22 protein-coding genes, 1 tRNA gene and 2 pseudogenes are annotated in these 25497 nt (G+C 62.5%); 11 read left to right on the top strand and 14 right to left on the bottom strand.

The window, feature by feature from the left end; translation table 11 throughout:
* Positions 1 to 241: 241 nt before the first annotated feature.
* Entirely contained in the window at positions 242 to 2236 is a 1995-nt protein-coding gene (locus tag BJ6T_RS37000) for a hybrid sensor histidine kinase/response regulator (RefSeq protein WP_014497709.1), read from the bottom strand.
* Positions 2237 to 2446: 210 nt separating this feature from the next.
* On the opposite strand from BJ6T_RS37000, the pseudogene BJ6T_RS36995 reads away from it, so the two are divergent.
* Both BJ6T_RS36995 and BJ6T_RS36990 read left to right on the top strand, forming a co-directional pair.
* Positions 2447 to 3967 (top strand): annotated as a pseudogene (locus BJ6T_RS36995) (ATPase domain-containing protein).
* Complete coding sequence (locus BJ6T_RS36990; protein WP_014497707.1) at positions 3954 to 5636, top strand: ATP-binding protein; 1683 nt, start codon at positions 3954 to 3956, stop codon at positions 5634 to 5636. Before BJ6T_RS36995 ends, BJ6T_RS36990 begins: the two are co-directional and overlap by 14 nt.
* Positions 5637 to 6074: 438 nt before the next feature.
* Here BJ6T_RS36990 and BJ6T_RS36985 read toward each other — a convergent pair whose 3' ends face one another.
* Complete coding sequence (locus tag BJ6T_RS36985; protein ID WP_014497706.1) at positions 6075 to 6308, bottom strand: response regulator; 234 nt, start codon at positions 6306 to 6308, stop codon at positions 6075 to 6077.
* A gap of 369 nt (positions 6309 to 6677) precedes the next feature.
* Between BJ6T_RS36985 and BJ6T_RS36980 the strand changes: the two genes are divergently transcribed.
* Positions 6678 to 7874 carry a sensor histidine kinase gene (locus BJ6T_RS36980; protein ID WP_014497705.1) on the top strand — a complete coding sequence of 399 codons (1197 nt, stop codon included), beginning with the start codon at positions 6678 to 6680 and terminating at the stop codon, positions 7872 to 7874.
* Between the two features lie 179 nt (positions 7875 to 8053).
* Positions 8054 to 8256, top strand: a pseudogene (locus BJ6T_RS48745) (transposase); the annotation flags it as partial.
* Between the two features lie 741 nt (positions 8257 to 8997).
* Here BJ6T_RS48745 and BJ6T_RS36975 read toward each other — a convergent pair.
* From BJ6T_RS36975 to BJ6T_RS36940, 8 genes are all read right to left on the bottom strand, one after another.
* A complete protein-coding gene (locus BJ6T_RS36975) occupies positions 8998 to 9294 on the bottom strand; it encodes a DCL family protein (RefSeq protein WP_011084973.1) in 297 nt (98 codons plus the stop codon).
* A gap of 18 nt (positions 9295 to 9312) precedes the next feature.
* Entirely contained in the window at positions 9313 to 9756 is a 444-nt protein-coding gene (locus tag BJ6T_RS48740; protein WP_014497704.1) for a hypothetical protein, read from the bottom strand.
* A 44-nt stretch (positions 9757 to 9800) separates the two neighbouring features.
* Entirely contained in the window at positions 9801 to 10799 is a 999-nt protein-coding gene (locus tag BJ6T_RS48735; RefSeq protein WP_014497703.1) for a DEAD/DEAH box helicase, read from the bottom strand.
* 51 nt (positions 10800 to 10850) lie between these two features.
* Positions 10851 to 11231: a hypothetical protein gene (locus BJ6T_RS48730; protein WP_011084976.1), complete on the bottom strand. Its 381-nt coding sequence runs from the start codon at positions 11229 to 11231 to the stop codon at positions 10851 to 10853.
* Positions 11228 to 12106, bottom strand: a complete 879-nt coding sequence (locus BJ6T_RS36955) for a HamA C-terminal domain-containing protein (RefSeq protein ID WP_225895011.1) — start codon at positions 12104 to 12106, stop codon at positions 11228 to 11230. The genes BJ6T_RS48730 and BJ6T_RS36955 overlap by 4 nt, the downstream gene beginning before the upstream one ends.
* A 453-nt stretch (positions 12107 to 12559) precedes the next feature.
* Positions 12560 to 12634: transfer RNA gene (locus BJ6T_RS36950), tRNA-Val, on the bottom strand.
* Between the two features lie 157 nt (positions 12635 to 12791).
* Positions 12792 to 14090: a coiled-coil domain-containing protein gene (locus tag BJ6T_RS36945; protein WP_014497702.1), complete on the bottom strand. Its 1299-nt coding sequence runs from the start codon at positions 14088 to 14090 to the stop codon at positions 12792 to 12794.
* 119 nt (positions 14091 to 14209) lie between these two features.
* Positions 14210 to 14815 (bottom strand): DUF1134 domain-containing protein, encoded by a 606-nt coding sequence (locus tag BJ6T_RS36940; protein WP_014497701.1) that lies wholly within the window; start codon positions 14813 to 14815, stop codon positions 14210 to 14212.
* Positions 14816 to 14954: 139 nt separating this feature from the next.
* Here BJ6T_RS36940 and BJ6T_RS36935 point away from each other — a divergent pair, with 139 nt between their 5' ends.
* Positions 14955 to 15440: a YHS domain-containing (seleno)protein gene (locus tag BJ6T_RS36935; protein WP_014497700.1), complete on the top strand. Its 486-nt coding sequence runs from the start codon at positions 14955 to 14957 to the stop codon at positions 15438 to 15440.
* 8 nt (positions 15441 to 15448) lie between these two features.
* Here the strand turns inward: BJ6T_RS36935 and BJ6T_RS36930 are convergent, their stop codons facing one another.
* Complete coding sequence (locus BJ6T_RS36930) at positions 15449 to 16279, bottom strand: 3'(2'),5'-bisphosphate nucleotidase CysQ family protein (RefSeq protein ID WP_014497699.1); 831 nt, start codon at positions 16277 to 16279, stop codon at positions 15449 to 15451.
* A 171-nt stretch (positions 16280 to 16450) separates the two neighbouring features.
* Between BJ6T_RS36930 and chpT the strand changes: the two genes are divergently transcribed.
* The 6 genes from chpT to BJ6T_RS36900 all read left to right on the top strand — a co-directional run bounded on the left by chpT (position 16451) and on the right by BJ6T_RS36900 (position 23225).
* The gene (chpT, locus tag BJ6T_RS36925) at positions 16451 to 17104 is read left to right on the top strand and encodes a histidine phosphotransferase ChpT (protein ID WP_028160240.1); all 654 of its coding nucleotides are present in this window, start codon (positions 16451 to 16453) and stop codon (positions 17102 to 17104) included.
* A 195-nt stretch (positions 17105 to 17299) separates the two neighbouring features.
* On the top strand, positions 17300 to 20095 hold the full coding sequence (locus tag BJ6T_RS36920) for a hybrid sensor histidine kinase/response regulator (RefSeq protein WP_014497697.1): 2796 nt from the start codon (positions 17300 to 17302) through the stop codon (positions 20093 to 20095).
* Between the two features lie 84 nt (positions 20096 to 20179).
* Positions 20180 to 20650 carry a chemotaxis protein CheW gene (locus BJ6T_RS36915; protein ID WP_014497696.1) on the top strand — a complete coding sequence of 157 codons (471 nt, stop codon included), beginning with the start codon at positions 20180 to 20182 and terminating at the stop codon, positions 20648 to 20650.
* A 72-nt stretch (positions 20651 to 20722) separates the two neighbouring features.
* Positions 20723 to 21088, top strand: a complete 366-nt coding sequence (locus tag BJ6T_RS36910; protein WP_007600538.1) for a response regulator — start codon at positions 20723 to 20725, stop codon at positions 21086 to 21088.
* A gap of 74 nt (positions 21089 to 21162) precedes the next feature.
* The gene (locus BJ6T_RS36905; RefSeq protein WP_014497695.1) at positions 21163 to 22356 is read left to right on the top strand and encodes a protein-glutamate methylesterase/protein-glutamine glutaminase; all 1194 of its coding nucleotides are present in this window, start codon (positions 21163 to 21165) and stop codon (positions 22354 to 22356) included.
* On the top strand, positions 22353 to 23225 hold the full coding sequence (locus BJ6T_RS36900; protein WP_014497694.1) for a CheR family methyltransferase: 873 nt from the start codon (positions 22353 to 22355) through the stop codon (positions 23223 to 23225). Before BJ6T_RS36905 ends, BJ6T_RS36900 begins: the two co-directional genes overlap by 4 nt.
* 174 nt (positions 23226 to 23399) lie before the next feature.
* On the opposite strand, the gene BJ6T_RS36895 is transcribed toward BJ6T_RS36900, so the two are convergent.
* The 3 genes from BJ6T_RS36895 to BJ6T_RS36885 are packed head-to-tail and all read right to left on the bottom strand — an operon-like array spanning position 23400 to position 25365.
* Positions 23400 to 24560, bottom strand: coding sequence for a glutathionylspermidine synthase family protein (locus BJ6T_RS36895; RefSeq protein WP_014497693.1), 1161 nt, complete (start codon positions 24558 to 24560; stop codon positions 23400 to 23402).
* A 3-nt stretch (positions 24561 to 24563) separates the two neighbouring features.
* On the bottom strand, positions 24564 to 24959 hold the full coding sequence (locus BJ6T_RS48725; protein WP_080588711.1) for a hypothetical protein: 396 nt from the start codon (positions 24957 to 24959) through the stop codon (positions 24564 to 24566).
* 1 nt (position 24960) lies between these two features.
* Entirely contained in the window at positions 24961 to 25365 is a 405-nt protein-coding gene (locus BJ6T_RS36885; RefSeq protein ID WP_014497691.1) for a DUF350 domain-containing protein, read from the bottom strand.
* Positions 25366 to 25497: the final 132 nt, after the last annotated feature.

Raw genomic sequence — 25497 nt, 5'->3', positions numbered from 1 at the left:
GGCGCCGAAAAAGTTGGGGTGCGGCCACGCATACTCGGGCCACAGCGACATACGCCTTGCGGCGGCCGATCTTGTCCGAAAGACTGACGAACACGACATACAGAGGCACGGTGATGATAGTGGCGCCGATAAGCATGTAGTTCGCCGTCAGATTCTCGACGCGGAGCACTTTGGCCAACAAGAAGAGCGAATAGAATTGACCTGTGTACCGGATCACGGCCTGCGCTGGCGCGAATTCAATTCAGTATTGGTCAAGCCGGTCTAACATTTCGCGCACACGAAAAGCGAGTTTTGCCTGAGAGATCGGCTTCTCTAATAGCTCGACGCCCTCATCAAGGCGCCCTTGGTGGACCACGGCATTTCGCGAGTAACCTGTCATGTACAGGATCTTGATGCCTGGGCGGATCTGCTGTGCGCGCCGGCCCATCTCCCGTCCATTGATTCCCGGCATGACGACATCCGTCAGCACAAGATCAACCTTCGGCTCTTCCTGCAGAAGGATGGTCAAGGCAGCCTGGGCGCTGGATGCCACAACCACGCGATAATTTAAATCTCGCAGAAGCTCAGAAACATATGCACGCAGGTCCGTATCATCTTCGACGACGAGTATCGTCTCCAGTTTCTCACCTTCCGGGCGAAACTCGTCTGCATTACCCTCGGCGGGTCGAGCATCTCCATGGTAGCGGGGGAAATACATTCTGATGCTGGTACCTTGGCCGACTTCGCTGTAGATCTTCACGTGCCCACCCGACTGCTTTACGAAACCATAGACTTGGCTAAGTCCGAGGCCTGTCCCTTGCCCGAGCTCTTTCGTGGTAAAAAAAGGCTCGAAAGCATGATTGAGGACGTCCGCGGTCATCCCGGTCCCAGTGTCTGTTACGCAAACGATGACATAATGGCCCGGGGAGAGCTCAGGATTCACTCGGCAATAGTCCTCGTCAGCTAATACGTTCATAGCCTCGACCGTGAGTTTGCCGCCATCCGGCATCGCGTCGCGTGCGTTGATACCGAGATTGATAATGGCAGACTCGAGGTGGTTGGTATCAGCCTCGATCGACCAGAGACCCGCACTTCCGACGGTTTGAACTTCGATGCGTTCACCGAGGGTACGTTGCAGAAACTCCTGCAATCCATTCAGAAAAATATTCAGATTGATAGGCTGCGGATCCAGCGCTTGCCGACGGGAGAATGCGAGCAGGCGGCTAGTCAGTGCTGCGGCACGCTGCGCGCCCCGCTTGGCATTGGCGAGTGCCCGCTGAAGATTCGTGCTGTTAGTCAGGCCGCGGCTGTTCCGCTCCGCGGTCTCAAGGTTGCCAAGCACGATCATCAGGAGATTATTGAAGTCGTGCGCGATCCCGCCGCTGAGCTGGCCTACCGCTTCGAGCTTCTGAGAGGCGGCTAACTGCTGCTGAGTGCGCTGGAGTTCGTCCTGGGCCTGCTTTCGCTCGGTTACGTCACGCGTTACTTTTGCAAACCCAACCAATTCGCCGGCCTCGTCGGTGATGCGATCGATGACAACTGACGCCCAAAAGCGACTGCTGTCCTTTCGCACTCGCCAACCTTCAGCCTCGAAGCGTCCCAATTTGGCCGCTTCGGCGAGCGCCCGTTTCGGTACGCCAGTTTGAATATCTTCAGGCGTGTAGAAGCGACTGAAGTGCTGACCGATAATTTCATCCGGATCGTAGCCTTTGATGCGCTGTGCACCCGGATTCCAGGTGGTTATATTGCCGGCAGGATCCAGCTGAAAAATCGCATAATCGACAACAGCCTCGATCAATCGACGGTATCGTCGCTCGCTCTCCAGCAGATCGTTGTGGGCCTGCTGACGTTCTGTGATGTCGCGCGTGACCTTTGCAAAGCCGATCACCTGACCTTGCTCGTCGCGGATCGCATCCACGACGACTAACGCCCAAAAGCGGGTCCCGTCTTTGCGGACGCGCCACCCTTCGGAACTGAACCGGCCGGTCTCTGCCGCAATTTTCAACGCTGTTTGGGGAAGCTCTTTCGCGCGATCCTCGGGCGGATAAAACAATGAGAAGGACTTGCCGATGATCTCGTCCGCTGAGTAGCCCTTCAATCGCTCGGCACCGGAGTTCCAACTGCGCACGGTGCCATCTACATCGATCATGTAGATGGCGTAGTCCACGATGGAGTCGATGAGCAGTTGAAGCGGCCGCGCGTCGGCGACCCCGTCGAGCTTTGTTTGCAGTGTTTTCAACGGGTGGAGCGCTCCCAAACAGGTTCAACGTATTTGGATGCGGGATTGTTCCGTACACCGTGGCATTGTGCCCCTGTCGCCGTGGCCGGCCGAGCAATGCTTAAGACCACAGGATCGCAAGTGGTGAGTATCGCCGTCGAGGCTCCGGCTTGGCCGGGGAACCCTGCCCGGGAGCAGAAGTTTCCATAAATCAAAGGCGGCTCCGCCTGCGGCGAAACGGGGGTTGATATGGATGAGGAAAAGCGGTTGCTCGACGGCTGTGAGCTCCCGAGGATTTCCACCGGAAATTTTGGTCTAGATGACATTCTCGGAGGCGGCTTTGATCCCGAGAGAATGTATCTGTTTGAAGGCCAACCCGGTTCAGGCAAGACAACCCTCGCTCTGGAATTTTTGCTGGAAGGAGTTCGCGTCGGCGAACCGACCCTCTACATCACGCTATCGGAGACTGAGCAAGAATTGCGTCTGGTCGCAAAGCGTCATGGGTGGTCGCTCAACGGCATTACAATCTTTGAATTGATCCCGCCTGAGACCACGCTGGATCCGAGCCAGGAACTCACGGTGCTGCATCCGGCCGAGATGGAGCTTAGCGAAACCACGCAGATGATCTTTGACCGGGTCGAGGCACTGGCGCCGGCGCGAATTGTACTCGATAGCCTGTCGGAGCTTCGCCTGCTGGCACAAAGCCCCCTTAGATACCGCCGTCAGATCCTCGCGTTGAAACACTTCTTTTCAGGTCGCAAGTCCACTGTGGTTTTGCTTGATGACCTTTCATCACAGCAGAACGATCTGCAATTGCATTCGATCGCCCATGGCGTTGTGCTTCTTGAACAGTTGGCAATCGATTACGGCGCGCAGCGGCGACGCCTTCGTGTCGTGAAGATGCGTGGTATCGAATTCAAGGGGGATTTCACGACTTCACCATCCGGCATGGTGGTCTCATGGTTTACCCCCCGACTTGTCGCAGCAGAACATCATAAGGAATTCGACAGCGACGTCGTCTTGAGCGGCAATCCGGAACTGGACACTCTTCTGGGCGGTGGCCTTGAGCGCGGAACGAATGTGCTCCTCATCGGTGCAGCGGGCGTTGGAAAATCATCGCTGGCGCTTACCTATGCGATCGCAGCCGCAGCCCGAAACGAACGCTCCGTGATTTTTGCCTTCGACGAAGGACGCGGCACTGTGAGTGCGCGAGCGAAGACGTTGGGACTTCCACTTCAAGACGGGCTCGATAAAGGCTTGATCGATTTTCAGCAAATCGACCCTGCTGAAATGGCGCCAGGCGAGTTTGCCGACGCGGTGCGGAGCAGCGTAGAACGTGCTGACGCGCGGGTAGTGATAATCGACAGCCTCAATGGCTATCTCAATGCGATGCCGGATGAGCGCTTTTTGATTCTTCAGATGCACGAGCTGCTGAGCTATCTCAGTCATCGCGGCGCCCTGACCATCCTCGTGCTGGCTCAGCATGGCCTCGTCGGACCGATGGATACGCCGCTGGACATTAGTTATCTCGCCGATGGCGTGCTGATGCTGCGTTATTTCGAGTTTGATGGCAGCGTGCGGCGCGCACTGTCCGTCGTGAAAAAGCGAAGCGGCAATCACGAACATACGATCCGAGAATTCAAACTGAGCCACCAAGGCATCACCGTCGGACCCCCGCTAAAGGGTTTCAGTGGCATTTTCGGCGGTACGCCGGTGTACAAGGGGGAGGAGGCACCTTTGATGCCTCGGGACACCGATGGTCCGGCCTGAAACGCCAAAAGGCGTGGTTTTGGTCCTGATGCCCATTGGACGGGACGCGGCAACTGTTGCCAAGTTGATCGAAAGGGCAGGCTTACGTCCCGTGGTCTGCAACACGCTTCAGGAAGTGATAGAGAATCTCGAGTGGGTCATCGAAGTCGTGGTTGTGGCGGAGGAGGCGCTCTACGGCAATAATGCCCGCGTTCTGGAGGACTGGGTGGGCCGTCAGCCACCGTGGTCCGATCAACCCTTTGTCGTACTGACCAACCGCAATGAAGGTGGCAAGTTTGCCGCGTTCAGGCGGGAGTTGGTCATTCGCCTGCGTAACGTGGGCTTTCTCGAGCGCCCCTTGCAGGCCATCACGCTTCAGGCCACGGTACTTTCCGCAGAGCGCGCTCGAAGACGACAGTATCAAACTCGTGCGTACCTTGAGGCGCAGCGCGGCGCCTCTGCCGAACTGGAGCGTTTGGTTGCGGAGAGAACGGCTGACCTTGAGCGGGCGAACAGTCAACTCCGGGAAGAAATTGCGGGTCGCGAGCGGGCCCAGGCAGCGTTGCTGCAGGCACAGAAAATCGAGGCGTTGGGCCAACTTGTCGGCGGGGTCGCGCACGATTTCAATAACCTGCTTATGGCTGTCATCGGCAACCTCGACCTGCTTTCGAAAAAACTAGGTGAAGATGCTCGACTTCACAGGCTCCTGGATGGCGCCATGGAGGGCGCCCGCCGTGGCGCCACTCTAACACAAAGGCTACTCGCTTTTGCGCGCAAGCAGGAACTGAAGGCGCAAGCTACAGACGTCCGAAGTCTTGTGGAAGACATGATAGGCCTCATAGATCGTTCGGTGGGTCCGATGGTTCGGATCGAGCTTCACGCCGAAGACAATATGCCGGTCGTCGACGTCGACCCGAACCAGCTCGAAATGGCTCTGCTCAATCTCGCCGTGAATGCCCGGGACGCTATGATTACTGGCGGCGTCCTCACGATCGGGCTGTCCGAGCAAATTGTCGACATCGACGATCAGCTTGGTGTCCAACCAGGCCGATACGTGGTGCTCTCGGTGCGAGATACTGGAGAAGGAATGGACGCACAAACGCTGGCCCGGGCCGTAGAACCTTTCTTCTCAACGAAGGGAGTCGGCAAGGGCACGGGTTTGGGTTTGTCCATGGTGTTCGGCCTGGCGCAACAATCCGGAGGTGCCCTGCGGCTCGAAAGCACCCCCTCAAGCGGGACAACCGCCAGACTTTGGCTTCCCGTTGCCAGTGAAACGTCGCCGCCTTCCGGACGCGCGCCGAACATCGTTACCCAAGCCTCGGCGCCAGCGAAGATTCTTTTTGTAGACGACGATCTTCTGATCGCCGGCAGTACTGTCGATCTGCTGGAAGACCTGGGACATCAGGTGATTGAAGCGCATTCCGCCATTGAGGCGTTGCGGCTTCTTGAAAGTGGCTTAGCTGCTGATCTTTTAATAACCGACCACGCGATGCCAGGAATGACAGGAATCGAATTGGCCCGAGAAGTGCGCCGCCAATATCCTCGACTTCCGATCTTGCTTGCGACGGGGTTCGCTGAACTGGAAGGAAGCGAAGTGGTAGACGTCGCACGTCTCGCGAAACCTTACACGCAAGCTCAACTTGCGACGGAGATCGCGCACCTCCTGCCGAATGGAAGGGATGGCTTCTAATGCCGCTCAGCGGCAGCGTGCACCTGCCGGGTAGACGGATTTCGAGCCGTCCCTTCAGGTGGTTTGTGCGCGCGCCGTAGAAAAGCGGCGCTGCGGCCTTCCGCCGGGCGGGTTCATCGTTTCCCCCATTCGATGACGAGTGGGGGTAGTGCCTGAAACGCCGGGCCGTTATACGCGTTCGCTCAGGCCGCCTTGGACTCGATCTGGTGCACGTTGGCCTGCGCCGCGCCATTGATGGCGATGCGCAACGGCGGCGGCGTGAACTATGTTTTTTGGGGCCCGGCGCGCGGCGAAGTTCAGCTTGTGCTTCTGCTTCTCCCAACGGGCGTTGCTTACGAGCGCCCTCCAATGCGGCCCGCTCGGCCTCGATAGCCTAGTCGAACTAGCCCAGCGAGGCTTGATTGGTTCTTCAGCTTTCTCGCCCATGAGACCGGCTCGCTAGTCTGCGGGTGGGATCGGCGGGGCCGCGTTAAGAAGCTGCGATATCGCGGTTACGATCTGAGCAGGGGCAAAGGGCTTTGCAAGCAGTAGGCTGTTTGGGACGCCCTCGGACGCCCATTCCTCCCCGTGAGTGCCGGTCATGTAGATGATGGGCATCGTCGGATCGATCTCCCGGGCAGAGCGACCGACCTTCCATCCATCGAGCTTTCCCAGCAGGTTGATGTCGGTCACGACCGCCCGGAATTTGGATTCGTCGTCCTGCCTGCAAAAGAGTAATGGCTTCCTCGCCAGACGCCGTCAGGGTGGACGCAAAGCCGCCGTCTGAAAGAGCTTCTTCGACCATAGCCCGAATAAGCTGGTCGTCCTCGACGACCAGAATCTTAACCGCATCGGTCAAAGCCAATCTCCCCCTGGCTGCCTCGTCGCAGTCGCGCGGCACGGTAAGACGTGGTGGAACAGTAAGTTCCATAATTGAGATCCTACTAGGGTATTTTCCAGCAAGGCCGCGCCAAGCACTAGACGCTAGGAAAGAGGTTAGGCGCGTAACTTATCATGCTACAAGCCGAAGGCGGGCCAGCCAGGGTTCGAAGGGACGAGTTCATGCCAACCCTCACGGGGACAGAATCCGTGACGTCTCCCGTCGCATCGACCGGGGCAACCAGACAGGAACTTCCGTACCGGTTGAGGCAACAGTCCTTGCTGGGCGAGTTCGGCCGAACCGCGCTGCAGACCCGCGACATCGGCCAGATACTCCAACGAGCGACGCAGCTCTGTGCCCAGGGTCTCGAAACACCTTTTGCCAAGGTCCTGGAGTACATGCCGGAGGAAAAACGGTTGCTGGTGAGCGCAGGCGTCGGATGGGCGCCGGAGACGATCGGCCAGATATCCCTGGGCGTCGATCTGGAGTCTCCCGCCGGCTACGCGTTCCATACCGGCCAAATCGTCATTTCCAACCACCTGCAGGAAGAAACCCGCTTTCGAACGCCGAAACTACTGTCGGAGCACGGCATCAAGCGCGCCATCAACGTTCTCATCGCGCGGGGCGGCGAAGGTCATCTACCGTTTGGTGTTCTGGAAGTCGACAGCGCTGACTCGGGTCAGTTCGATCTCGCGGATGCTGATTTCCTTGCCGGCTTTGCGGGCCTGCTCGGCATCGCCATTGAGCGGCAGCATGCCGACGCCGAGCTCCAAAAAGCCCTCGAGCACCAAGCCATGTTGACTCGAGAGATGAGCCACCGTGTCAAGAACAGCCTGGCGTCGGTGGTAGGCCTGCTCCGCGTCCAGTCCCGCAGCGCACAGTCCGAGGAAGTTCAAAACGCGCTCAAGGACGCCGCTTCCCGCATCACGACGATCGCCCAGGTTCACGACCACCTGTGGCGCAGCACCAGGATCGGGTTTGTCGATATTGCGGACTTCGCGGGCGAGCTTTGCAGGAAGCTGCAAGAAACGCTCGCCTACAAGATTGACTGTAAGTTCGACCACCTGATGATTCCGGCGGACAAGGCAATTCCGCTTGGCCTCCTGATCAATGAGCTTGTCACGAACGCGGCGAAGCACGCCTACTCCGACAAGTCCGGCGAAATCCAGGTGGCGGGCGCGGGGCGCGGAGCCGATTTGCATGTCGTGGTAGCGGATCAGGGCGTGGGACTGCCGGCGGATTTCGATATGGACCAGCCGCGAGCGAGCCTGGGCTTCAAGGTGATCAAGAGCCTGCTTGCCCAACTCAATGGACGCATCGCGGTCTCATCAAACGAGCCAAAGGGCACAACAATCCAACTTGATGTGCCGCTCGATTAGAGGAAGTTCCGTCCATCCTACATCCCGGACCTGTCATGGCTTCACGAACTGATAGGCGAAGCGATCGGTCTCGCCCTTGATCGAGGGATCGAACACCTTCATCGAGTGCGGATCGTCCTTGTTCGCGAGCATTGTGCTTTCCGCGTCCAGTACGAAGCCGGCCGCCTCCACCTCCTCGCAGTGAGATTCATGCACTCGTGGATGCCAACGGCCTGCCGGTCCGGCTGGCGCTGACGCCCGACGAGGCTCACGAGAATCGGCTTGCCAGAAAGCGACTATCTTGTCTGAAGCGCGGATCGATGCAGCTTTCTGACGTGGCTACGACGCCGACTGGATTAAGGAGCTCGCCACGAAGAACGGCGCATGGGCCAACGTCCCGCCAACCCGATCTGCTTCGCTCACCGTGCACCAAGATGGTGCACCATGTTTTGCCGGCGCCCCACTGACCCGACAGCAAGCCATGCCCCACCGCTGGCATCAGCCGTTTGATTAGCCATGCCTTGAGCGGCCGCGGATCTGCATCCCCGTGTGAATTGTGAATAAAGTGCGGCAACTTCGGATCCTGCCGCGACGCCTCATCGATTTCGTCGAGATCATCCTCAATATCGTCTTCGTCTGGATCTGGCGCCGGTGTCTCCGGTTTAGGCGAAATTGGCTTGAGTATCTCCCGCGGCGCGTTTCGACAATTTTCTCGGGCGCCTTCATGCCGTCGAGCAGCGGCAACGCCCTATCAGTGTACTTGCTGGCGCTCCTGGAGATCTCGCGGGAAGTCGACCCTCTGCGAAATAGCGGCCGGCAACCTACTCGTTGCGTTGCCACACGCACGCTCGATGTTTCAGCGAGCGCCGTTCTCGTTGCGAAAGGCAGCAATGAAATCGCAACGAATTGGGTGAAACGACCGTGAACAAAACGGGACGAGGACGATCACCACACCAAGAAAGATCAATAACTTAGAAGATGCTCACTGCGTTCGGGACGCCGTGGTCTTAAGCCATCAGATCGCAACTTGAACCGAATGTCGGTATCGGTGGTTGCGCCTCCGCAATTTGAACCTGCGAAAATCTTGCCCGACCAGGCCGAGAACTGCGCACCGCTATGCAACCGAGCTCGGCGAATTGCTTAGCTAGGTACCGTAGATACAGGCCCTATGAGAAAACTTTTCGGTCGTTCCGTCAGTACGGTTCAACCAGAAGCATTTCGTACCGAAGTCAGCAGTTCGGACGTTAAAGTGGGTAATTCCGCATCCCTTCTTGGCCTCGGCATCGGGATGGTGCTCCAGTGCCGCTCGTAGAATCACTGTGTCATTGGCGCCAACCCGATCGCCCACGTCGTACCGGTGAAGCATGTCATTCAAATAAGCAACGGCGTCACCTCTTTTGGCGAAGTGCAGTGGGCCGAGGTCGATCGGCTTCGCGGGCATGTGAAACCTCCATTCCAATCAAGCGGTAGAATTGCTGTCCACGTCGTCGAGCGGCAGAAGCCGCTCGCGTAGCTCGCGGACGATGATGACCGGGAAATCCATGGCTTCGAGCTGACCTTCGCGTTCGGTGACCCACGCCACGCATTCCTCCTTACTGAGATCGGTCTTCTCGTACAAGGCAACCGCGCTCATGCGGGAGAGACCGAGTTCCATGAGTGAGAGGAGGGTCCTCGACGAAGTACCAAACTCAAGTTGTGTGCCGATGTCCAAGCCGTGATCAATCAGGTCCTCACGGTTGATCTGGCGGAGATGCATGTGCAGGACATCCATGTAGGCGGACAGATACTTCGGCGCCTTGAATCGCGCGACTTGCTCGACCAGCTCCATCGTGTTGCGGATCTGCACCGGAAGGCTGTAGGTCCTACCGGTGGTACGGTGCCACTCGATGTTCCCGCGGATCATCTCGGCCAACCTCAAGGACTCGGGCGCCTATCTGCTCACCACATTCACGCGGCTCGGGTCCATTTCGGCGGCCAGTCTCTCGAAGCGCCACGATGCCGCGTCGATGGCATATTGCCGAAGTGGAACGCGACCCCGCGTTCAACGAGCGGTGCAAGGCGGAAGTTGGGGCGTACGCCCTTCCGGGCGAGGTCGGCGAGCTGTGCAAGCTCCGGATCGATTGAGCCAGGCTGAGGCAGGAGCTGGCTAACCAGATCGGCGACATCCTCCGACTCTCCGGCGCCGTTCGTGTAGACGAGCGTTCCGCCTCTCTGGCCCGCCGCTGCGGCGATGAAGGCGAGGCGCTTCCTAAGTCCCGCTGGCGTGCTTGCGAGCTGGAGCGTTCCGACTGGAAGTGTCGAACCCTGCTGTCGGACGGTCAGGTTCCAGAGCTTCGGCTTGCGTGGGGTTTGGTTCGCGACGATCAGGTTCTGGAGAACGGTGGGAGCGTCGCTGTCGACGGCGACAGTCTGCACACCGTCGGGCGCGTCCGTTAGCAATGCCTCCGGGTTCTGTGTCGCGGGGCTGATGAATACGACCTTCAGCTTCGAGTTCGCACGGCTAGCCCGCTCTACGGCGTCCTGCAAGATCACGCCGCGTTGGCTGTCCTCGATTTTGTGCGCCTCGTCCACGATAAGCAGGTCAATTGAGAACGCGTCGCCGAGCACGTTGGCGAGAAGGTGCAGCCGCTCCTGCGTGGAGACTAGAATTACTTGCGCGCCTCCAGCGCGCGCCGCTTCGTACTTGTCACGGAGGGGAAGGGACGACACCTCGATGCGCTTGGTCTTGCCGAGAAGACCTTGGAGAGTGGTCTCGATCTCCGAAACTAACACGCGGGTAGGGGCGAGGTAGACTGCGACCCGGGTGTCACCCGCGCTTAGTTGGTCGATCAACCACTGAAGGACGAGAAACGTCTTCCCGGAGGCAGTGGGGGCGGACGCCGAGAGCCAACTTCCTCCGCCCGCATTGGCCAGAAGCGTTGCTGAAAATCGTTCACCTGCAGCCAAGCGCCGCTCGATTCCACCAGGATGGAACGGTCCATCTCGCGCCGCTGGGATTCAAGGCGCAGCGCCACACCTAGCCGTCCGGTCGAGACCGGCCGTCAGTAGGTGGCGATCGTTGGCTAGCGTGATGGCCCGGTAATTGGAGAGCTTGCCCAACAGGACAGCGCCCGCGTCCTTGAGTGCTTGATCGTCCGTCAGAGAGATCGCCGCAGTTGCGATCCGGAGCGCGGCCTCCTGGTCGATCCGTTGATCGGACCGCGCCAATATGCTGCCGGCGAGCAGCAGCCTTGGCCAATCGATCGCCACGGCAGAGGGGGCGGCGGGTTCGGGCACTAGGTTGTCAAGTTCGGTGCGCACGGTGAGTCGAATGATCGCATCGAGATCGTCGCGAATTCCTTCCTGAAGAAGCCACGACTGGAGACCGACTAGGCTCATTCCGTCTTAATCCCCATCGCTCTGAGAAATGCGGCGCGGAAGCCGTCGGCCGACGGCAGCGGGATGCAAAACAGCTCGATTTCCATCTGGTCGAGCTTCTCCGACTTGAGCCGCTCGCCGATCCTTTTGCTCCAAACGGCCAGTTCCGCGCGTGAGGCCTCAACGATCTCCTCCGCGATCGCCTTTACGTCATCTTTCGGATAGAACGGCGCGTCGAAGCCCACCAGGGCCACGCCGCAGTATTGGACCCGCTTGGACATCACCGACGACTTGTCAAAATACTTCTTCAGCGCGTCGGTGAGCGTCGCATCACTGAGGTCGGCCTTGTCGCTCAGGAGCACCAGATCGCGTTCCCTGTCGGTTTCCTCGTGTTCTGGTTCAATGAGGAAGGGAGCGAGTGAGGCGAGGCAGTCGCGGATCGCGGCTCCCGCGTCCTTGTAGATTTTGGATTCACCCCAGTAGAGCTTCGGGATGCCTTCCGGCATCACGCCAGCGTACACCCCATCGGCTCCATGGTAGTGTAGGCGCGTGTCTGTCTTGAGATCCATCTTGCACAGAATCTGAGGCAGCTTGAGGAAGCGCTCGGCCAATAAGAACAGCAGCATCTCGCCGCCCTCTCCGGTCTTCGCCAAATCGGTGAACGACCGCTTGGCGCGCTCGACGAGTTCGGCGACCGCCTCGGTGCTATTGTACTTGGCGTCGCGCGCTTTCGCTGCAGCGAGCTTCGAGCGCGGTATCGCATAGTCGACTACGGCGTTCCGCATGAACTCCGCCAGCCGGTGCGGCTGGACGCGGCCGTTTCCATCCACTGTGAGGCAATGACAGTGGATCTTGACCGAATGACCCTCGATGAGGACGTCGCGCTCCACCAACATGAGGTGAACGTCGAGTGCTTCCGGATTCCCTGTCAGCGCGGACGTGAGATCAGTCGCGGTGATGGTCGACAGACGGCCTACCCCCTTGTTCGTACGCCCGTCTGCCCCCAGACGAGTCAACCCATAATTGTAACCACCTAGACCTCCGCAGTCCATGTTCGGCGGGAATTGCCATCGAATCCGCGATGATCGCGAGCGGCGCTTTCATGCGCTGCGGACTAGACCAAAGCCTTCACGCGCGTCGTCGCTGTTGCTCGCAAGTCTAGAGCAGCATCGCATGCTCTTTACGAAAACATGCTCGGCAATAACGCGCCTGCCGTCTGCTCTTGGATGGTTGGCTTCTCGGAAACGACTGACCAAGGTAGGAGCCGATGTGCCCCTATTGTGCCCCCGCTTTTTTGGGGCACATTACAGGGGAAGCCAGCGACTAAATCATTGAATTCAGGTTTGAAATGGTGGGCGCACAAGGGATCGAACCTTGGACCTCTCCCGTGTGAAGGGAACGCTCTCCCGCTGAGCTATGCGCCCGGGACCATCATGCCGACGGCCGGACTTTCGGCCGGCCGGCACATCGGAGCCCGCGATTTAGAAGTGCGGGCCAAAGGTGTCAAGTTTCCAGGCGCCTCGAGGCCGGAAAACCTTCCGTCAATCACGCAATCGCAGGCGAAACCGTGGTTTGGGCCGCTTATGCGCCCTGCTGGCGGGCGCGGGAGGCGTGGGCCTGGAGCGCGCGGATGCGCTCGGCGAGCGTTCCGCCGCCCTCGGGCAGGGTGATTGCGGCCGCGCCATTGCCGGCGGCGTCATTGGCCGGGCGCGGCGCCGGTTTCGGCGGCTGGCCGGCCTCGGCCGCCAGCAGCGCCTCGATCGGCGAGTTCGGGCCTTCGAGCTGCATCGCGAGCTTCGCGACCTCGGCGGCGATGTCGTTGATGCGTTCGCGCAGCAGCGCATTCTCCATGCGCTCGGTCGCCCAGGAACTCTCCGCCTGCTGCTGGATCGCGTTGATGTCGCGCTGGAGCTTGGCGCGCTCGTCGCGCGCGGTGCGCAGCTGCTCCTCCAGCGCGGTCTTTTCAGCGCGGAGCGATTCGAACGCCGCCGACGACTTGCCGCCGCTTAAGCCCGCGATCTCGACGCGCAGCTCCTTGATGATGCGATCATTGCCGTCATTGGCCTGGCGGAGCTGGTTGTTCTCGTAGTCGCGCTCGGCGAGCAGCTTGCCCTGCGTGGCGAGGCGGCCTTCGAGATCGGCGACACGGCCCGACAGCATCTCGGCCTCCTTGACCTGCACGATCAGCTGGCGATCGAGCTCGGTGACGCGCTGGCTCAGATTCTCGACACGGCCGCGCGCATCGCCGAGCTCGCGGGAGGCGGTCTCGGATTCGGTCCGTTCCTGCGTCAGCCGCGCCTGCGTGGCGGCAAATTCCTTCTCGGCGTCGCCGACGCGATTCTTCAGTTCCTCGATCTGCGCGCGCACCACGACCAGTTCGACCTGACGGCTCTCCGCCATCATCGAGCGGTCGGAGAGCTCGGAATTGATTTTTGCGAGCTCGCCCTGCTTGTCGGTCAGCGCATGCTCGGCGGTGCGCAGGGCCTCGGTCTTGGCGTTGAATTCCTCTTCGGTGGCGCGGAGCTGCTCCTTCACCGCCTTCTCGCGCGCCTCCAGCGCGAAGATCGTGGCGTTCTTCTCGCCGAGCTCGATCTTCATGCGGTTGATGGCGTCGCTCTTCTTGCCGAGCTCGGCGAGCTGGCTCGTGGTCTTGTTCTTGAGCTGGTCGACGCTCATCTCGAGCCGCCGCGCCGACATGGCGAATTCGGCGCGGAGCTGGTCCTTGTCGGCCTGGATCTCGGCCATCGAGAGGGGCGTGGCGGCCTCGAGCCGGCGCGTGGTCAGGCGGACCGCGCGGTTATGCACCAGCGGCACGATGGCAAGCCCGCACAGCATCGAGAGCAGGAAGCCGATCGCCAGGTACATGATCGGTTCGACCATGGGGCCAGAACTCCGAAAGCAAGGAAAAATTTACCAAAGACAATGCATGGCGGGCCGGCAAAAAGCCAGCCCCGCCCTGTTGTTAACGTGAATCCGGAACTGGACCGGAGGAGGGAGCCCTAGAATGGGTTCCAGGTCGCGCGCGGCGTGAACTTGAGGTAGCCGATATTGGCTCCCAGCCGCAGGCCGAGGCCCGAGCGGATCGGCACCAGCACGATGTTGTTGGCGGTGAGCGCCGTCATGCCGAAGCCACCGATGATGTAGGCCGAGCCGTCGATGCCGGCGAAGCGCTGGTAGATCGCGTTGGTGGCGGGCAGGTTATAGACCAGCGTCATGGTGCGCGCGCCGTCGCCGCCCCAGTCGAAGCCGAGCGAGGGGCCCTGCCAATAGACGCGCAGGTCGCCGGCGTTCTTGGTGTAGAGCGTGCCCTCGCCGTAGCGCAGGCCGGCAACGAAGGCGCCGGACCCTTCCTCACCCAGGATATAGCCGTTGGGCAGGCCCCACTGGCTGACGGCCTTCTCGATGATCGAGGCGAGCCCGCGCGAGACGTTACCGAAGAAGCGGTGGCCGGCGGTCACGAGTTCGTCCGGCCCATAGGTGGAGGGCGACGGGGTCCGCTGCGGCGGCGGCAAATTGGGCGGCGGCGCCTGCTGGGCGGAGGCCGGGACGATCCAGCCGACCAGCGCGGCAAGCGCGACCGCAGCAAGGCGTGATGCGAAAGTCATAAAAGAACCCCTGGTATCGAATCCCGCCGCTTCCTTAACCTGACGCCAACAGGCACGGCTCTAGGTTGCGCCGGATGTCCCCTCGACTCGGATGTTATCCGCAGCAACTATGACGGCACAACGGCAGGAAGATAGCCCTTTGCGCCCCGGAATCGCCTTGATCCGCTTTCTGGCCTGCCTGCTGGCGGGCATTTGGATCGCCGGCGCAGGTTTGCCGGCCGAGGCTGCCACCACCGAGCGGATCGTCGTCAACCGCTTCAGCGGCGTCGCGATCGAGGGTTTCGACCCCGTCGCCTATTTCGTCGATGGCGCGGCCGTGCAGGGGACGGCCGAGTTCGAGGCGAACCTCTGGGGCGCGGTCTGGCGTTTCCGCAACGAGGGCAACCGGGCGTCGTTCCTGGCCCATCCCGATATCTATGGACCGCAGTTCGGCGGCTACGATCCGGCCGACATCGCCCGCGGCGTGGCCGTCGCCGCCAATCCCCGCTTCTACGTGATTTCGGCGCAGCGGCTCTATCTGTTCAGCCGGGAGGCCAACCGCGATGCCTTCGCCGCCGACCCGGAGCGCTTCCTCTATGAGGTGCGCAAGCGATGGCCGACGCTCCAGGATCAGCTTAGTCAATAACAGCTCAGTCAGTAGCAGCCTGCCGCCCGCGGATCGCCCCAGGCGATGAACTCCGGGATGATGAAGCCGGTGTCGCCGCGCTGGCCGAATCGGAGCTCGCCACCCTTGCCGTCGGTGACCTTGCCGCCGGCCGCCGTCACGACCGCGCAGCCCGCCCCGACATCCCATTCGCAAGTGGGTCCGAAGCGGGGATAGATGTCGGCGCTGCCCTCCGCGATCCGGCCGAATTTCACCGCCGAGCCGACCGTCTTCCTGACCGCATTGGGCCGGCCGTCGATGAACGCTTCGCTCCTGAGGTCGCCATGGGATCGGCTCACCGCCGCGATCCAGGGCTCGCCCTGCGTCGGCAGCGTGCGGGTGCGGACCGGTTCGGCAGCACCGATGCTCGTGCCGTCGAACCTGACGCGCTCGGCGCCGCGGCCGACGATGCCGCGCCAGAGCAGGCCGAGCGCGGGCGCGGCTACGATGCCCAGCAACGGCACGCCTTTGGTCACGAGGGCGAGGTTGACGGTGAACTCGTCGCGGCCGGCGACGAACTCCTTGGTGCCGTCGAGCGGGTCGATCAGGAAGAAGCTGTCGCGGAATGGCGGCGAGGCGAGCTGGGTCCGCTCTTCCGACAGCGTCGGCACGTCGGCCGCAAGCCGCGCCAGGCCGTCAGCGATGACGCGGTCGGCGGCGAGATCGGCCTCGGTGACCGGCGAGCCGTCCTGCTTGCCGTCGACCCGCATCGCTGCCCGGTTGACCGCGAGGATCGCTTCGCCCGCCCTCACCACCAGCGCGGTGAGCGGCTCCATCAAGTGGGAGGCGGCCGGGCCGTCGATGATTCGCTTCACCTGCATGCCTCATTCATCGGCAATTCCATCCCTACTCGACTGATTCGCCGTGGCTTTATGGCCGCTTCGAACCGATCGCAAGCTAGCTGCCACGGGCTTGCGAATGTTAGAACCTGCGGCATTCGTCAAGCATGCGTGATTCGCCGCGTCCGCGCCGTGCAATTCCAGGAACCCTATATGTCTGACGCTTCGTCACCCGGTACCGCTACTGCTCCAGATGCGCTCGAACTCGCCGCGCTGCTGTGCTCGCGGGTCTGCCACGATCTCATCAGCCCTGTCGGCGCCATCGTCAATGGGCTCGAAGTGCTCGACGACGATCCCAAGCCGGAGGATCGCGAGTTCGCGCTTGATTTGATCCGCAAGAGCGCGAAAACCGCCTCCGCCCGCCTCCAGTTCTGTCGCCTGGCCTTCGGCGCGGCCGGCTCGTCCGGCGCGCAGATCGACCTCGGCGACGCCCAGACCATGGCGCGCGGCCATATCGAGGACGGCAAGTGCTCGATCACGTGGAATCTGCCGCGGCTCCTGCTGCCTAAGAATCGCGTCAAGCTGCTGCTCAATATGCTGGTTGTTTCCCAGCACACGATCCCGCGCGGCGGCATGCTGACGATCGACCCGATCGGCGAGGGCGAGAGCATGAGCTTTCGCGTCACTGCAACCGGTCATAATGCGCGCCTGCCGCAGAACATCTCCGAGCTCCTGAGCGGGGAGCGCGGGCCGGCCGCGGATGCGCACGCGATCCAGCCTTATTATACGCGGCTGTTGGCAGAGGCTTGCGGGCTCACCGTGAGGCTCGCGCACGAGGGCGAAGCCATCACCGTTACCGCGTCGTAGGCGCGTCCCCGCCCTCAAACGTTAATCTATCCTTTACGAGGCGCTTCGGCTTGTCCGGAGCGCCTTATCTCTTTGTTGGTTCCGTTCTTTTGCACATACTCAACCATTATTAAACGCTTTGCGGTGAAGCTGGCCCCATTCCGAAATGGCGCATCACAAGTCGTGCGCGCCCTCCCTGTATGAAGGCCTGTTTTCATGGATGATCTGTTGCGGGAGTTTTTGACGGAGACCAGCGAGAGCCTGGACACCGTCGACAATCAGTTGGTGAAGTTCGAGCAGGAGCCGAACAACGCCAAGATCCTGGATAACATCTTCCGCCTGGTCCACACCATCAAGGGCACGTGCGGCTTCCTCGGCCTGCCGCGGCTTGAAGCGCTGGCGCATGCCGGCGAGACGCTGATGGGCAAATTCCGCGACGGCATGCCGGTGACGGGGCAGGCCGTGACGGTGATCCTGTCCTCGATCGACCGCATCAAGGAGATCCTCGCAGGCCTCGAGGCGACCGAAGCCGAGCCCGAGGGCACCGACCGCGATCTCATCGACAAGCTGGAAGCGATGGTCGAGCAGGGCATGGCGGCGATGGCCGCTGGCAGCGCCGCTCCCGTGGCTGAAGCGCCGCCGCTGGTGCCGGAAGCCCCTGTTGCTGCTGCACCTGCACCCGCAAAGGAGATGACCACAGGCTCGCTGATCGACCAGACCCTGGAGCGGCCCTTACGTCCGGGCGAAGTCTCGCTCGACGAGCTCGAGCGCGCCTTCCGCGAGACCGCGATCGAAGCGCCGGCCCCCGTCGTCAAGGCCGAGCCCGCGCCGGCCGCTGAAGCTCCGGCGCCCGCCGCCAAGGAAGCTGCGAAGGAAGCTGCGAAGCCCGCCAAGGAGAAGGCCGCGCCGAAGAAGTCGATGGCCGACGAGGGCGCCGCCGAGGGCGACCGCATCGCTAACCAGTCGATCCGCGTCAACGTGGATACGCTGGAGCATCTGATGACCATGGTCTCCGAGCTGGTCCTGACCCGCAACCAGCTGCTGGAGATCTCCCGCCGCAACGAGGACACCGAGTTCAAGGTGCCGTTGCAGCGCCTGTCCAACGTCACCGCCGAGCTGCAGGAAGGCGTCATGAAGACGCGCATGCAGCCGATCGGCAATGCCTGGCAGAAGCTGCCCCGCATCGTCCGCGACCTGTCGAGCGAACTCGGCAAGCAGATCGAGCTGGAGATGCACGGCGCCGACACCGAGCTCGACCGCCAGGTGCTCGACCTGATCAAGGACCCGCTCACCCATATGGTGCGCAACTCCGCCGACCACGGCCTGGAGACCCCCGCGGAGCGTCTCGCGTCCGGCAAGGGCGAGCAGGGCACCATCCGCCTGTCCGCCTATCACGAGGGCGGCCATATCATCATCTGCATCGCCGACAACGGAAGAGGCCTCAACACCGAGAGGATCAAGGCCAAGGCGATCTCCTCAGGTCTCGTCACCGAGGCCGAGCTCGAGAAGATGAGCGAAGCCCAGATCCACAAGTTCATCTTCGCGCCCGGCTTCTCGACCGCGGCCGCCATCACCTCGGTCTCCGGCCGCGGCGTCGGCATGGACGTGGTGCGCACCAATATCGACCAGATCGGCGGCACCATCGACATCAAGTCGGTGGCCGGCGAGGGCTCCTCCGTCACCATCAAGATCCCGCTGACCTTGGCGATCGTCTCGGCGCTGATCGTCGAGGCCGCCGGCGACCGCTTCGCGATCCCGCAGCTCTCGGTGGTCGAGCTCGTCCGTGCCCGCGCCAACAGCGAGCACCGCATCGAGCGTATCAAGGACACCGCGGTGCTCAGGCTGCGCAACAAGCTCTTGCCGCTGATCCACCTCAAGAAGCTCTTGAAGATCGACGACGGCGCCGCCAGCGATCCCGAGAACGGCTTTATCGTGGTCACGCAAGTCGGCAGCCAGACCTTCGGCATCGTGGTCGACGGCGTGTTCCACACCGAAGAGATCGTGGTCAAGCCGATGTCGACGAAGCTGCGTCACATCGACATGTTCTCCGGCAACACCATTCTGGGCGATGGCGCGGTCATCATGATCATCGATCCCAACGGCATTGCGAAAGCGCTCGGCGCCGCCGGCTCCTCGGCCCATGACATGGGCGACGAGAACGGCGCGCATCACATCGGAAGTGGCGAGCAGACCACCTCGCTGCTCGTGTTCCGCGCCGGCTCCAGCCAGCCCAAGGCGGTCCCGCTCGGGCTCGTCACCCGCCTGGAAGAGCTTCCGGCCGACAAGATCGAGTTCTCCAACGGCCGCTACATGGTGCAGTACCGCGAGCAGCTGATGCCGCTGGTCGCCATGGAGAGCGTCACCATCGCGAGCCAGGGCGCCCAGCCGATCCTGGTGTTCGCCGATGACGGCCGCTCCATGGGCCTCGTCGTCGACGAGATCATCGACATCGTCGAGGAACGGCTCAACATCGAGGTCGGCGGCTCCGCCTCCGGCATCCTCGGCTCGGCCGTGATCAAGGGCCAGGCCACCGAAGTGATCGACGTCGGCCACTTCCTGCCGATGGCGTTCGCCGACTGGTTCACCCGCAAGGAGATGAAGCCGTCGATGCATTCGCAGTCGGTGCTCCTGGTCGACGACTCGGCGTTCTTCCGCAACATGCTGGCCCCGGTGCTGAAGGCGGCCGGCTACCGCGTCCGCACCGCGCCGACCGCGCAGGAGGGCCTGGCTGCGCTGCGTGCGCAGAGCTTCGACGTGGTCCTGACCGACATCGAGATGCCCGACATGAACGGGTTCGAGTTCGCCGAAGTGATCCGCTCCGACACCAATCTGGGCGCGATGCCGATCATCGGCCTGTCCGCGCTGGTGTCGCCGGCGGCGATCGAGCGCGGCCGGCAGGCCGGCTTCCACGACTATGTCGCCAAGTTCGACCGTCCCGGTCTGATCGCGGCGCTGAAGGAACAGACTGCGGGTGCCGCCGGCGCCTCCGAGCTGAGCCGGGCAGCGGCCTAAGAGCATGATCCGGAAAAGTGTGAAGCGGTTTTCCGACGAGATCATGCTCAATCAAAAGAGCCTTCGGGATCAGGAGATACGCAGATGAGCAACAAGATGCAGACCAGCGAAGGCGCCATGGTCGAATACGTCACCGCGATGATCGGCGGCCAGCTGTTCGGGCTGCCGATCTCCCGGGTCCAGGACGTGTTCATGCCCGAGCGCGTCACCCGCGTTCCCTTGTCCTCGCGCGAGATCGCGGGCGTGCTGAACCTGCGCGGCCGCATCGTCACCGTGGTCGACATGCGCGCCCGGCTCGGCCTGCCCAAGCCCGAGGACGGCAAGACGGCGATGGCGGTCGGTGTCGACCTGCGCGGTGAATCCTATGGCCTCCTGATCGACCAGATCGGCGAGGTGCTGCGGCTTGCCGAGGACGGCAAGGAAGAGAACCCCGTCAACCTCGATCCCCGCATGGCCAAGCTCGCCGGCGGCGTCCACCGCCTCGACGGCCAGCTCATGGTCGTCCTCGACGTCGATCGCGTCCTCGAACTCGCGCCCGAGATGATGGCGGCCTGATACGGCGGCATCGCCGCTGCCGGACTCGCAATTGGAAGTACCCCCACAAGGGGGTAGGAAGCAGAGGTTCACATGCGCACTTGTCTCGTCGTTGATGATTCCAGCGTCATCCGCAAGGTTGCGCGCCGGATCCTGGAGGGCCTCGACTTCCAGATTCTCGAAGCCGAGGACGGTGAGAAGGCACTGGAGGCCTGCAAGCGCGGCTTGCCCGATGCCGTGCTGCTCGACTGGAATATGCCGGTCATGGACGGCTACGAATTCCTTGGCCATCTCCGGCGGATGCCCGGCGGCGACCAGCCCAAGGTGGTGTTCTGCACCACCGAGAACGACGTCGCGCACATCGCCCGTGCGCTGCACGCTGGCGCCAACGAATACATCATGAAGCCCTTCGACAAGGACATCGTGACGGCGAAATTCCAGGAAGTCGGGCTTATCTGAGCGAACATCCGGAGGCTGAACGGATCCTTCGGCGATTGTTTTAACTGAACCGTTTCAGTCTGAGTTGGTGAGTAATGAGTGTTGCGTTCGCAGGTAATTCGACCACGGGTCCGTCGCGCGACGCCGGGCCGCTGCGGGTGATGGTCGTCGACGACTCCGTCGTCATACGCGGTCTGATCTCGCGCTGGATCGGTGCCGAGCATGATATGGAGGTCGCGGCCTCGCTGCGCACCGGGCTCGAGGCGGTCAACCAGCTCGAACGTATCAACCCCGACGTTGCCGTGCTCGACATCGAGATGCCCGAGCTCGACGGCATCTCGGCGCTGCCGCAACTGCTGGCGAAGAAGCGCGATCTCGTCATCATCATGGCCTCGACGCTGACCCGCCGTAACGCGGAGATCAGCTTCAAGGCGCTGTCGCTCGGCGCGGCCGACTACATTCCGAAGCCGGAGTCGACGCGCGAAGCGTCGGCCGCGGACATCTTTCATCACGACCTGATCCAGAAGATCCGTCACCTCGGCGCGCGGCTGCGCCGCAGGCCCGCAGTCGCGAGCCCGCCGCTGGCGCCCGCGACCCCGGCGCCGGTTGCACGCGCACCGGCCGTCGTGCGGCCCGCCGCGCCCGCACCGGCCCTGCATGCGCCGTCGTCGGGTGCGCTGTCCACGCGCCCGTTCTCGGCCCACGCACCGAAGGTGCTGCTGATCGGCTCCTCGACCGGCGGTCCGCAGGCACTGATGGCGCTCGTCACCGAGCTCGGCCCGGTGATCGACCGCTTCCCGGTGCTGATCACCCAGCACATGCCGCCGACCTTCACCACCATTCTCGCCGAGCACCTGGCGCGCGCGAGCCGCAAGCCGGCGGCCGAGGCGGTCGACGGCGAGCCGGTGAAGCCGGGGCGGATTTACCTCGCGCCCGGCGGCAAGCACATGCGTGTCGTGCGCAGCGGCGCTGACGCGGCGATCGCGCTCGACGACGGTCCCGCCGTCAATTTCTGCAAGCCCGCGGTCGATCCGCTGTTCACCTCCGCCATCGACATCTGGCATGGGAACATCCTCTCTGTGATCCTGACGGGCATGGGCTCGGATGGCATGCGCGGCGGCAAGGACATCGTCGCCGCCGGCGGCAACGTGATCGCGCAGGACGAAGCCTCCAGCGTGGTCTGGGGCATGCCGGGCGCGGCGGCCAATGCCGGCATCTGCGCGGCGATCCTGCCGCTCAATCAGATCGGCGCCAAGGTCAACCGCCTGTTCGCGGGAGACCGCTCGTGACGCCGGTCGACTACGAGTATCTGCGCAAGTTCCTGAAAGAGCGTTCCGGCCTCGATCTCTCCGCCGACAAGCAGTATCTCGTCGAGAGCCGGCTGCTGCCGCTTGCCCGCAAGGCGAGCTTGCCCGGCATTCCCGATCTCGTGCTGAAGATCAGGAACGGCGACGGCCGGCTTGCGACCGACGTGGTCGAGGCGATGACCACCAACGAGACCTTCTTCTACCGCGACAAGATCCCGTTCGATCATCTGCGCGAAACCATCCTGCCGGGCCTGCTCCAGGCACGCGCGGCGCGCAGGTCGCTCCGCATCTGGTCGGCGGCCTCGTCGACCGGGCAGGAGCCCTATTCGATCGCGATGTGCGTGAAGGAGATGGGCGCGGCCCTCGCCGGCTGGCGCATCGAGATCGTCGCCACCGATCTGTCGCAGGAGGTGCTGGAGAAATCCAGGGCCGGCATCTACAGCCAGTTCGAGGTGCAGCGCGGCCTGCCGATCCAGCACCTGATGAAGTACTTCACGCAGGCCGGCGAGCTCTGGCAGCTCAATGCCGACATTCGCGCGATGGTGCAGTTCCGTCAGCTCAATCTGTTGCAGGACTTCTCCCATCTCGGCACGTTCGACGTGATCTTCTGCCGCAACGTCCTGATCTATTTTGACCAGGACACCAAGGCCGTGATTTTCGAGCGCATGGCGAAGGGACTGGAAGCCGACGGCACGCTGCTGCTTGGCGCGGCCGAATCCGTCGTCGGCATCACCGACGCGTTCCGCCCGATCACCGAGCGCCGCGGTCTCTATCAGCTCAATCCCGCGCGCTCCGGCCGTCCGCTGGGCGGATTGATGCCGCAGCCGCTGAAGGTCGCTGCGGCGAGGTGATCTTTCTTCCTTCTCCCCTTGTTGTGGGAGAAGGTGGCGCGAAGCGCCGGATGAGGGGTTGTTTCCGCGAATTCAAATCCTGCGAGCGTCCCTCGGGGATAGATACCCCTCACCCGTCTCGCCGCTGCGCGGCGAGCCACCCTCTCCCGCAAGGGGAGAGGGAAAAGAAGCCCCTCACAAAATCGCATGCGGCAGAAACCGCGAGCGGTTGCCGGTGATCGGGCTCTCGTCCTCGCGGATCGACAGGCCGCACGGCTCGTGGTTCACCAGCCAGCTTCCGACCACCACATAGAAGCCCGAGAAATTCGGCAGCGGCGACAGCGCCTGCCGCACGAAACCTTCTGCGCCGTAGGGGCCTGCCTGCTCGTCGAGCGGCGTGCCTCCGGACACCAGCGTGACATTGGCGCCTTCGCGCGACAGCAGCGGCTTGCGGACGTAGGAGCTGCCGAGCTCGGCTGCCCGCGCGTCGTCCTCGAAGAAGGCCGGCAGCAGATTGGGATGGTTCGGAAACATCTCCCAGAGCAGCGGCAGAATGCCCTTGTTGGAGAGCACCGCCTTCCACGGCGGCTCGATCCAGCGTGTCGGCGCGCTCGTCAGCTTGGCGCCGAAGGCGTCGTGGAACATCCATTCCCAGGGATAGAGCTTGAAGGCGAGCGCGATGTCGCCGTCGTCGAGATCGACGAAGCCGCCAGGCGCGTCGCGCCAGCCGATCTGCTCGATGTCGAGCAGCCTGGTCGAGAGCCCCGCCTGGCGCGCGGTGTCCTCGAGATAAGCGAGCGTGCCGGCGTCTTCCTCGTTGCCGGTGGTGCCGGTGAGATGGACATGGCGGCCTGCGGCGATCCCCTTCCACGCCGCGATCAGCCGCTCGTGGATGGAGTTGAACTGGTCGGCGCGCGCCGGAATGATGCGGCGTTCGATCGCCTGTTCGAGCCAGGTCCATTGAAACACCGCGGCCTCGAAGATCGAGGTCGGCGTGTCCGCGTTGTATTCGAGCAGCTTTGCAGGCGACTGTCCGTCGAATTTCAGGTCGAGCCGGCCGTAGAGGCTGCGGTCATCGCGCTCCCAGCTCTCGGCGATCAAGCCCCAGAATGCCTCCGGAATCTTCAGGCGTCGCAGATGGCGCTCGTCACCGATCACGCGGCCGGCAAGCTCCAGGCACATCGCGTCGATCTCGGCTGTCGGCGTTTCGATGCCGCGCTCGATCTCGTCGAGCGTGAAGGCGTAATAGGCGCTCTCGTCCCAATAGCGTTCGCCATCGATGGTGTGGAAGGCGAAGCCGCATTGTTCGGCGGTCTGCCGCCAGTCGTCGCGCTCGGGGCAGACGATGCGTCGCATGGATCAACCACCCCCCGAGAAGCCATGGCCGAACGAGCCGAAACCGCCACGGCTCACGCTGCTGGAGCCTGAGTCCGAAGAGGTTCCCGATGAGGAATGGCTCGAGGAATCGCTGCTGAAGAAACTCGATCGCGACGACCAGCGCGAGCTGCTGCCGCCGCTGCCGCCCGATGAACTGCTGCTACTGCTGCAGGTCGTGGTCGTCTGGCCCGGCACGGCTCCGGGCGTGGGCTCGCAGTGCTGCCGCGGCATCAGCGTGTAGGCGGTGGTGCCGACCGCAATCGTGCCCATCACCAGCAGCGCGACATGGCCGGAGCGCTTCACCGGCGGCCCCGATGGCGGCGCCACGGGCGCCGGCCGGCGCTTGCCGAACTCCTTTTTGGAGGGTTTGTCGGCCATGTCAGTAGATCATGCAGGCGGCGTTCAACAGGCCCGCCGCGAGCGAGGACAGCCCGAGCCAGATCGCCGGCGCAAGCTCGCCCGCGGCAATCCGCGCCGACAGGTTCGGCACCGGGACCTTCACCAGGAAGAGCACGATGATCTGCACGATCAGCGCGATGACCGCCCAGATCAGGCAGTCCAGCACATTTGCCGAATGCGCGATCGCGCTGACCAGAGGTGCCACGAAGCCGAGCAGGCTGAGACCGAGCGCGATCGCGGCGGCCGGCTCGTTGTCGCGGATGAGCTGGAATTCATTGTGCGGGGTGATGCGGGTGTAGACGAACAGATACGCCACGATCGCGATCAGGCCGGTGCAGAAATAAACCAGGAAGGCGGGCAGGCCGGCGAGTGATTGCAGGATCATCGTTCCCCCATCGTGCAGCGACCATTCGTCGGCGGGGGAGGATAGCGGTTCAATGGCGCAAGGACGATGAGGCCGCGTTGGCGTCCCCAAAAACAAAACCCCGCCATTTGCGGCGGGGTCCAGGCTGGGAGG

The organism is Bradyrhizobium japonicum USDA 6, assembly GCF_000284375.1.
Classification (GTDB): Bacteria; Pseudomonadota; Alphaproteobacteria; order Rhizobiales; family Xanthobacteraceae; genus Bradyrhizobium; species Bradyrhizobium japonicum.
This window is presented reverse-complemented; position numbering and strand designations above follow the sequence as displayed.

Coding starts and splice junctions, on each gene's coding strand:
- BJ6T_RS36990 (WP_014497707.1), top strand. CDS start 3,954: ATGGTCCGGCCTGAAACGCCAAAAGGCGTGGTTTTGGTCCTGATGCCC.
- BJ6T_RS36980 (WP_014497705.1), top strand. CDS start 6,678: ATGCCAACCCTCACGGGGACAGAATCCGTGACGTCTCCCGTCGCATCG.
- BJ6T_RS36975 (WP_011084973.1), bottom strand. CDS start 9,294: ATGCCCGCGAAGCCGATCGACCTCGGCCCACTGCACTTCGCCAAAAGA.
- BJ6T_RS48740 (WP_014497704.1), bottom strand. CDS start 9,756: ATGATCCGCGGGAACATCGAGTGGCACCGTACCACCGGTAGGACCTAC.
- BJ6T_RS48730 (WP_011084976.1), bottom strand. CDS start 11,231: ATGAGCCTAGTCGGTCTCCAGTCGTGGCTTCTTCAGGAAGGAATTCGC.
- BJ6T_RS36955 (WP_225895011.1), bottom strand. CDS start 12,106: ATGTTGGTGGAGCGCGACGTCCTCATCGAGGGTCATTCGGTCAAGATC.
- BJ6T_RS36945 (WP_014497702.1), bottom strand. CDS start 14,090: ATGGTCGAACCGATCATGTACCTGGCGATCGGCTTCCTGCTCTCGATG.
- BJ6T_RS36940 (WP_014497701.1), bottom strand. CDS start 14,815: ATGACTTTCGCATCACGCCTTGCTGCGGTCGCGCTTGCCGCGCTGGTC.
- BJ6T_RS36930 (WP_014497699.1), bottom strand. CDS start 16,279: ATGCAGGTGAAGCGAATCATCGACGGCCCGGCCGCCTCCCACTTGATG.
- chpT (WP_028160240.1), top strand. CDS start 16,451: ATGTCTGACGCTTCGTCACCCGGTACCGCTACTGCTCCAGATGCGCTC.
- BJ6T_RS36920 (WP_014497697.1), top strand. CDS start 17,300: ATGGATGATCTGTTGCGGGAGTTTTTGACGGAGACCAGCGAGAGCCTG.
- BJ6T_RS36915 (WP_014497696.1), top strand. CDS start 20,180: ATGAGCAACAAGATGCAGACCAGCGAAGGCGCCATGGTCGAATACGTC.
- BJ6T_RS36910 (WP_007600538.1), top strand. CDS start 20,723: ATGCGCACTTGTCTCGTCGTTGATGATTCCAGCGTCATCCGCAAGGTT.
- BJ6T_RS36905 (WP_014497695.1), top strand. CDS start 21,163: ATGAGTGTTGCGTTCGCAGGTAATTCGACCACGGGTCCGTCGCGCGAC.
- BJ6T_RS36895 (WP_014497693.1), bottom strand. CDS start 24,560: ATGCGACGCATCGTCTGCCCCGAGCGCGACGACTGGCGGCAGACCGCC.
- BJ6T_RS48725 (WP_080588711.1), bottom strand. CDS start 24,959: ATGGCCGACAAACCCTCCAAAAAGGAGTTCGGCAAGCGCCGGCCGGCG.
- BJ6T_RS36885 (WP_014497691.1), bottom strand. CDS start 25,365: ATGATCCTGCAATCACTCGCCGGCCTGCCCGCCTTCCTGGTTTATTTC.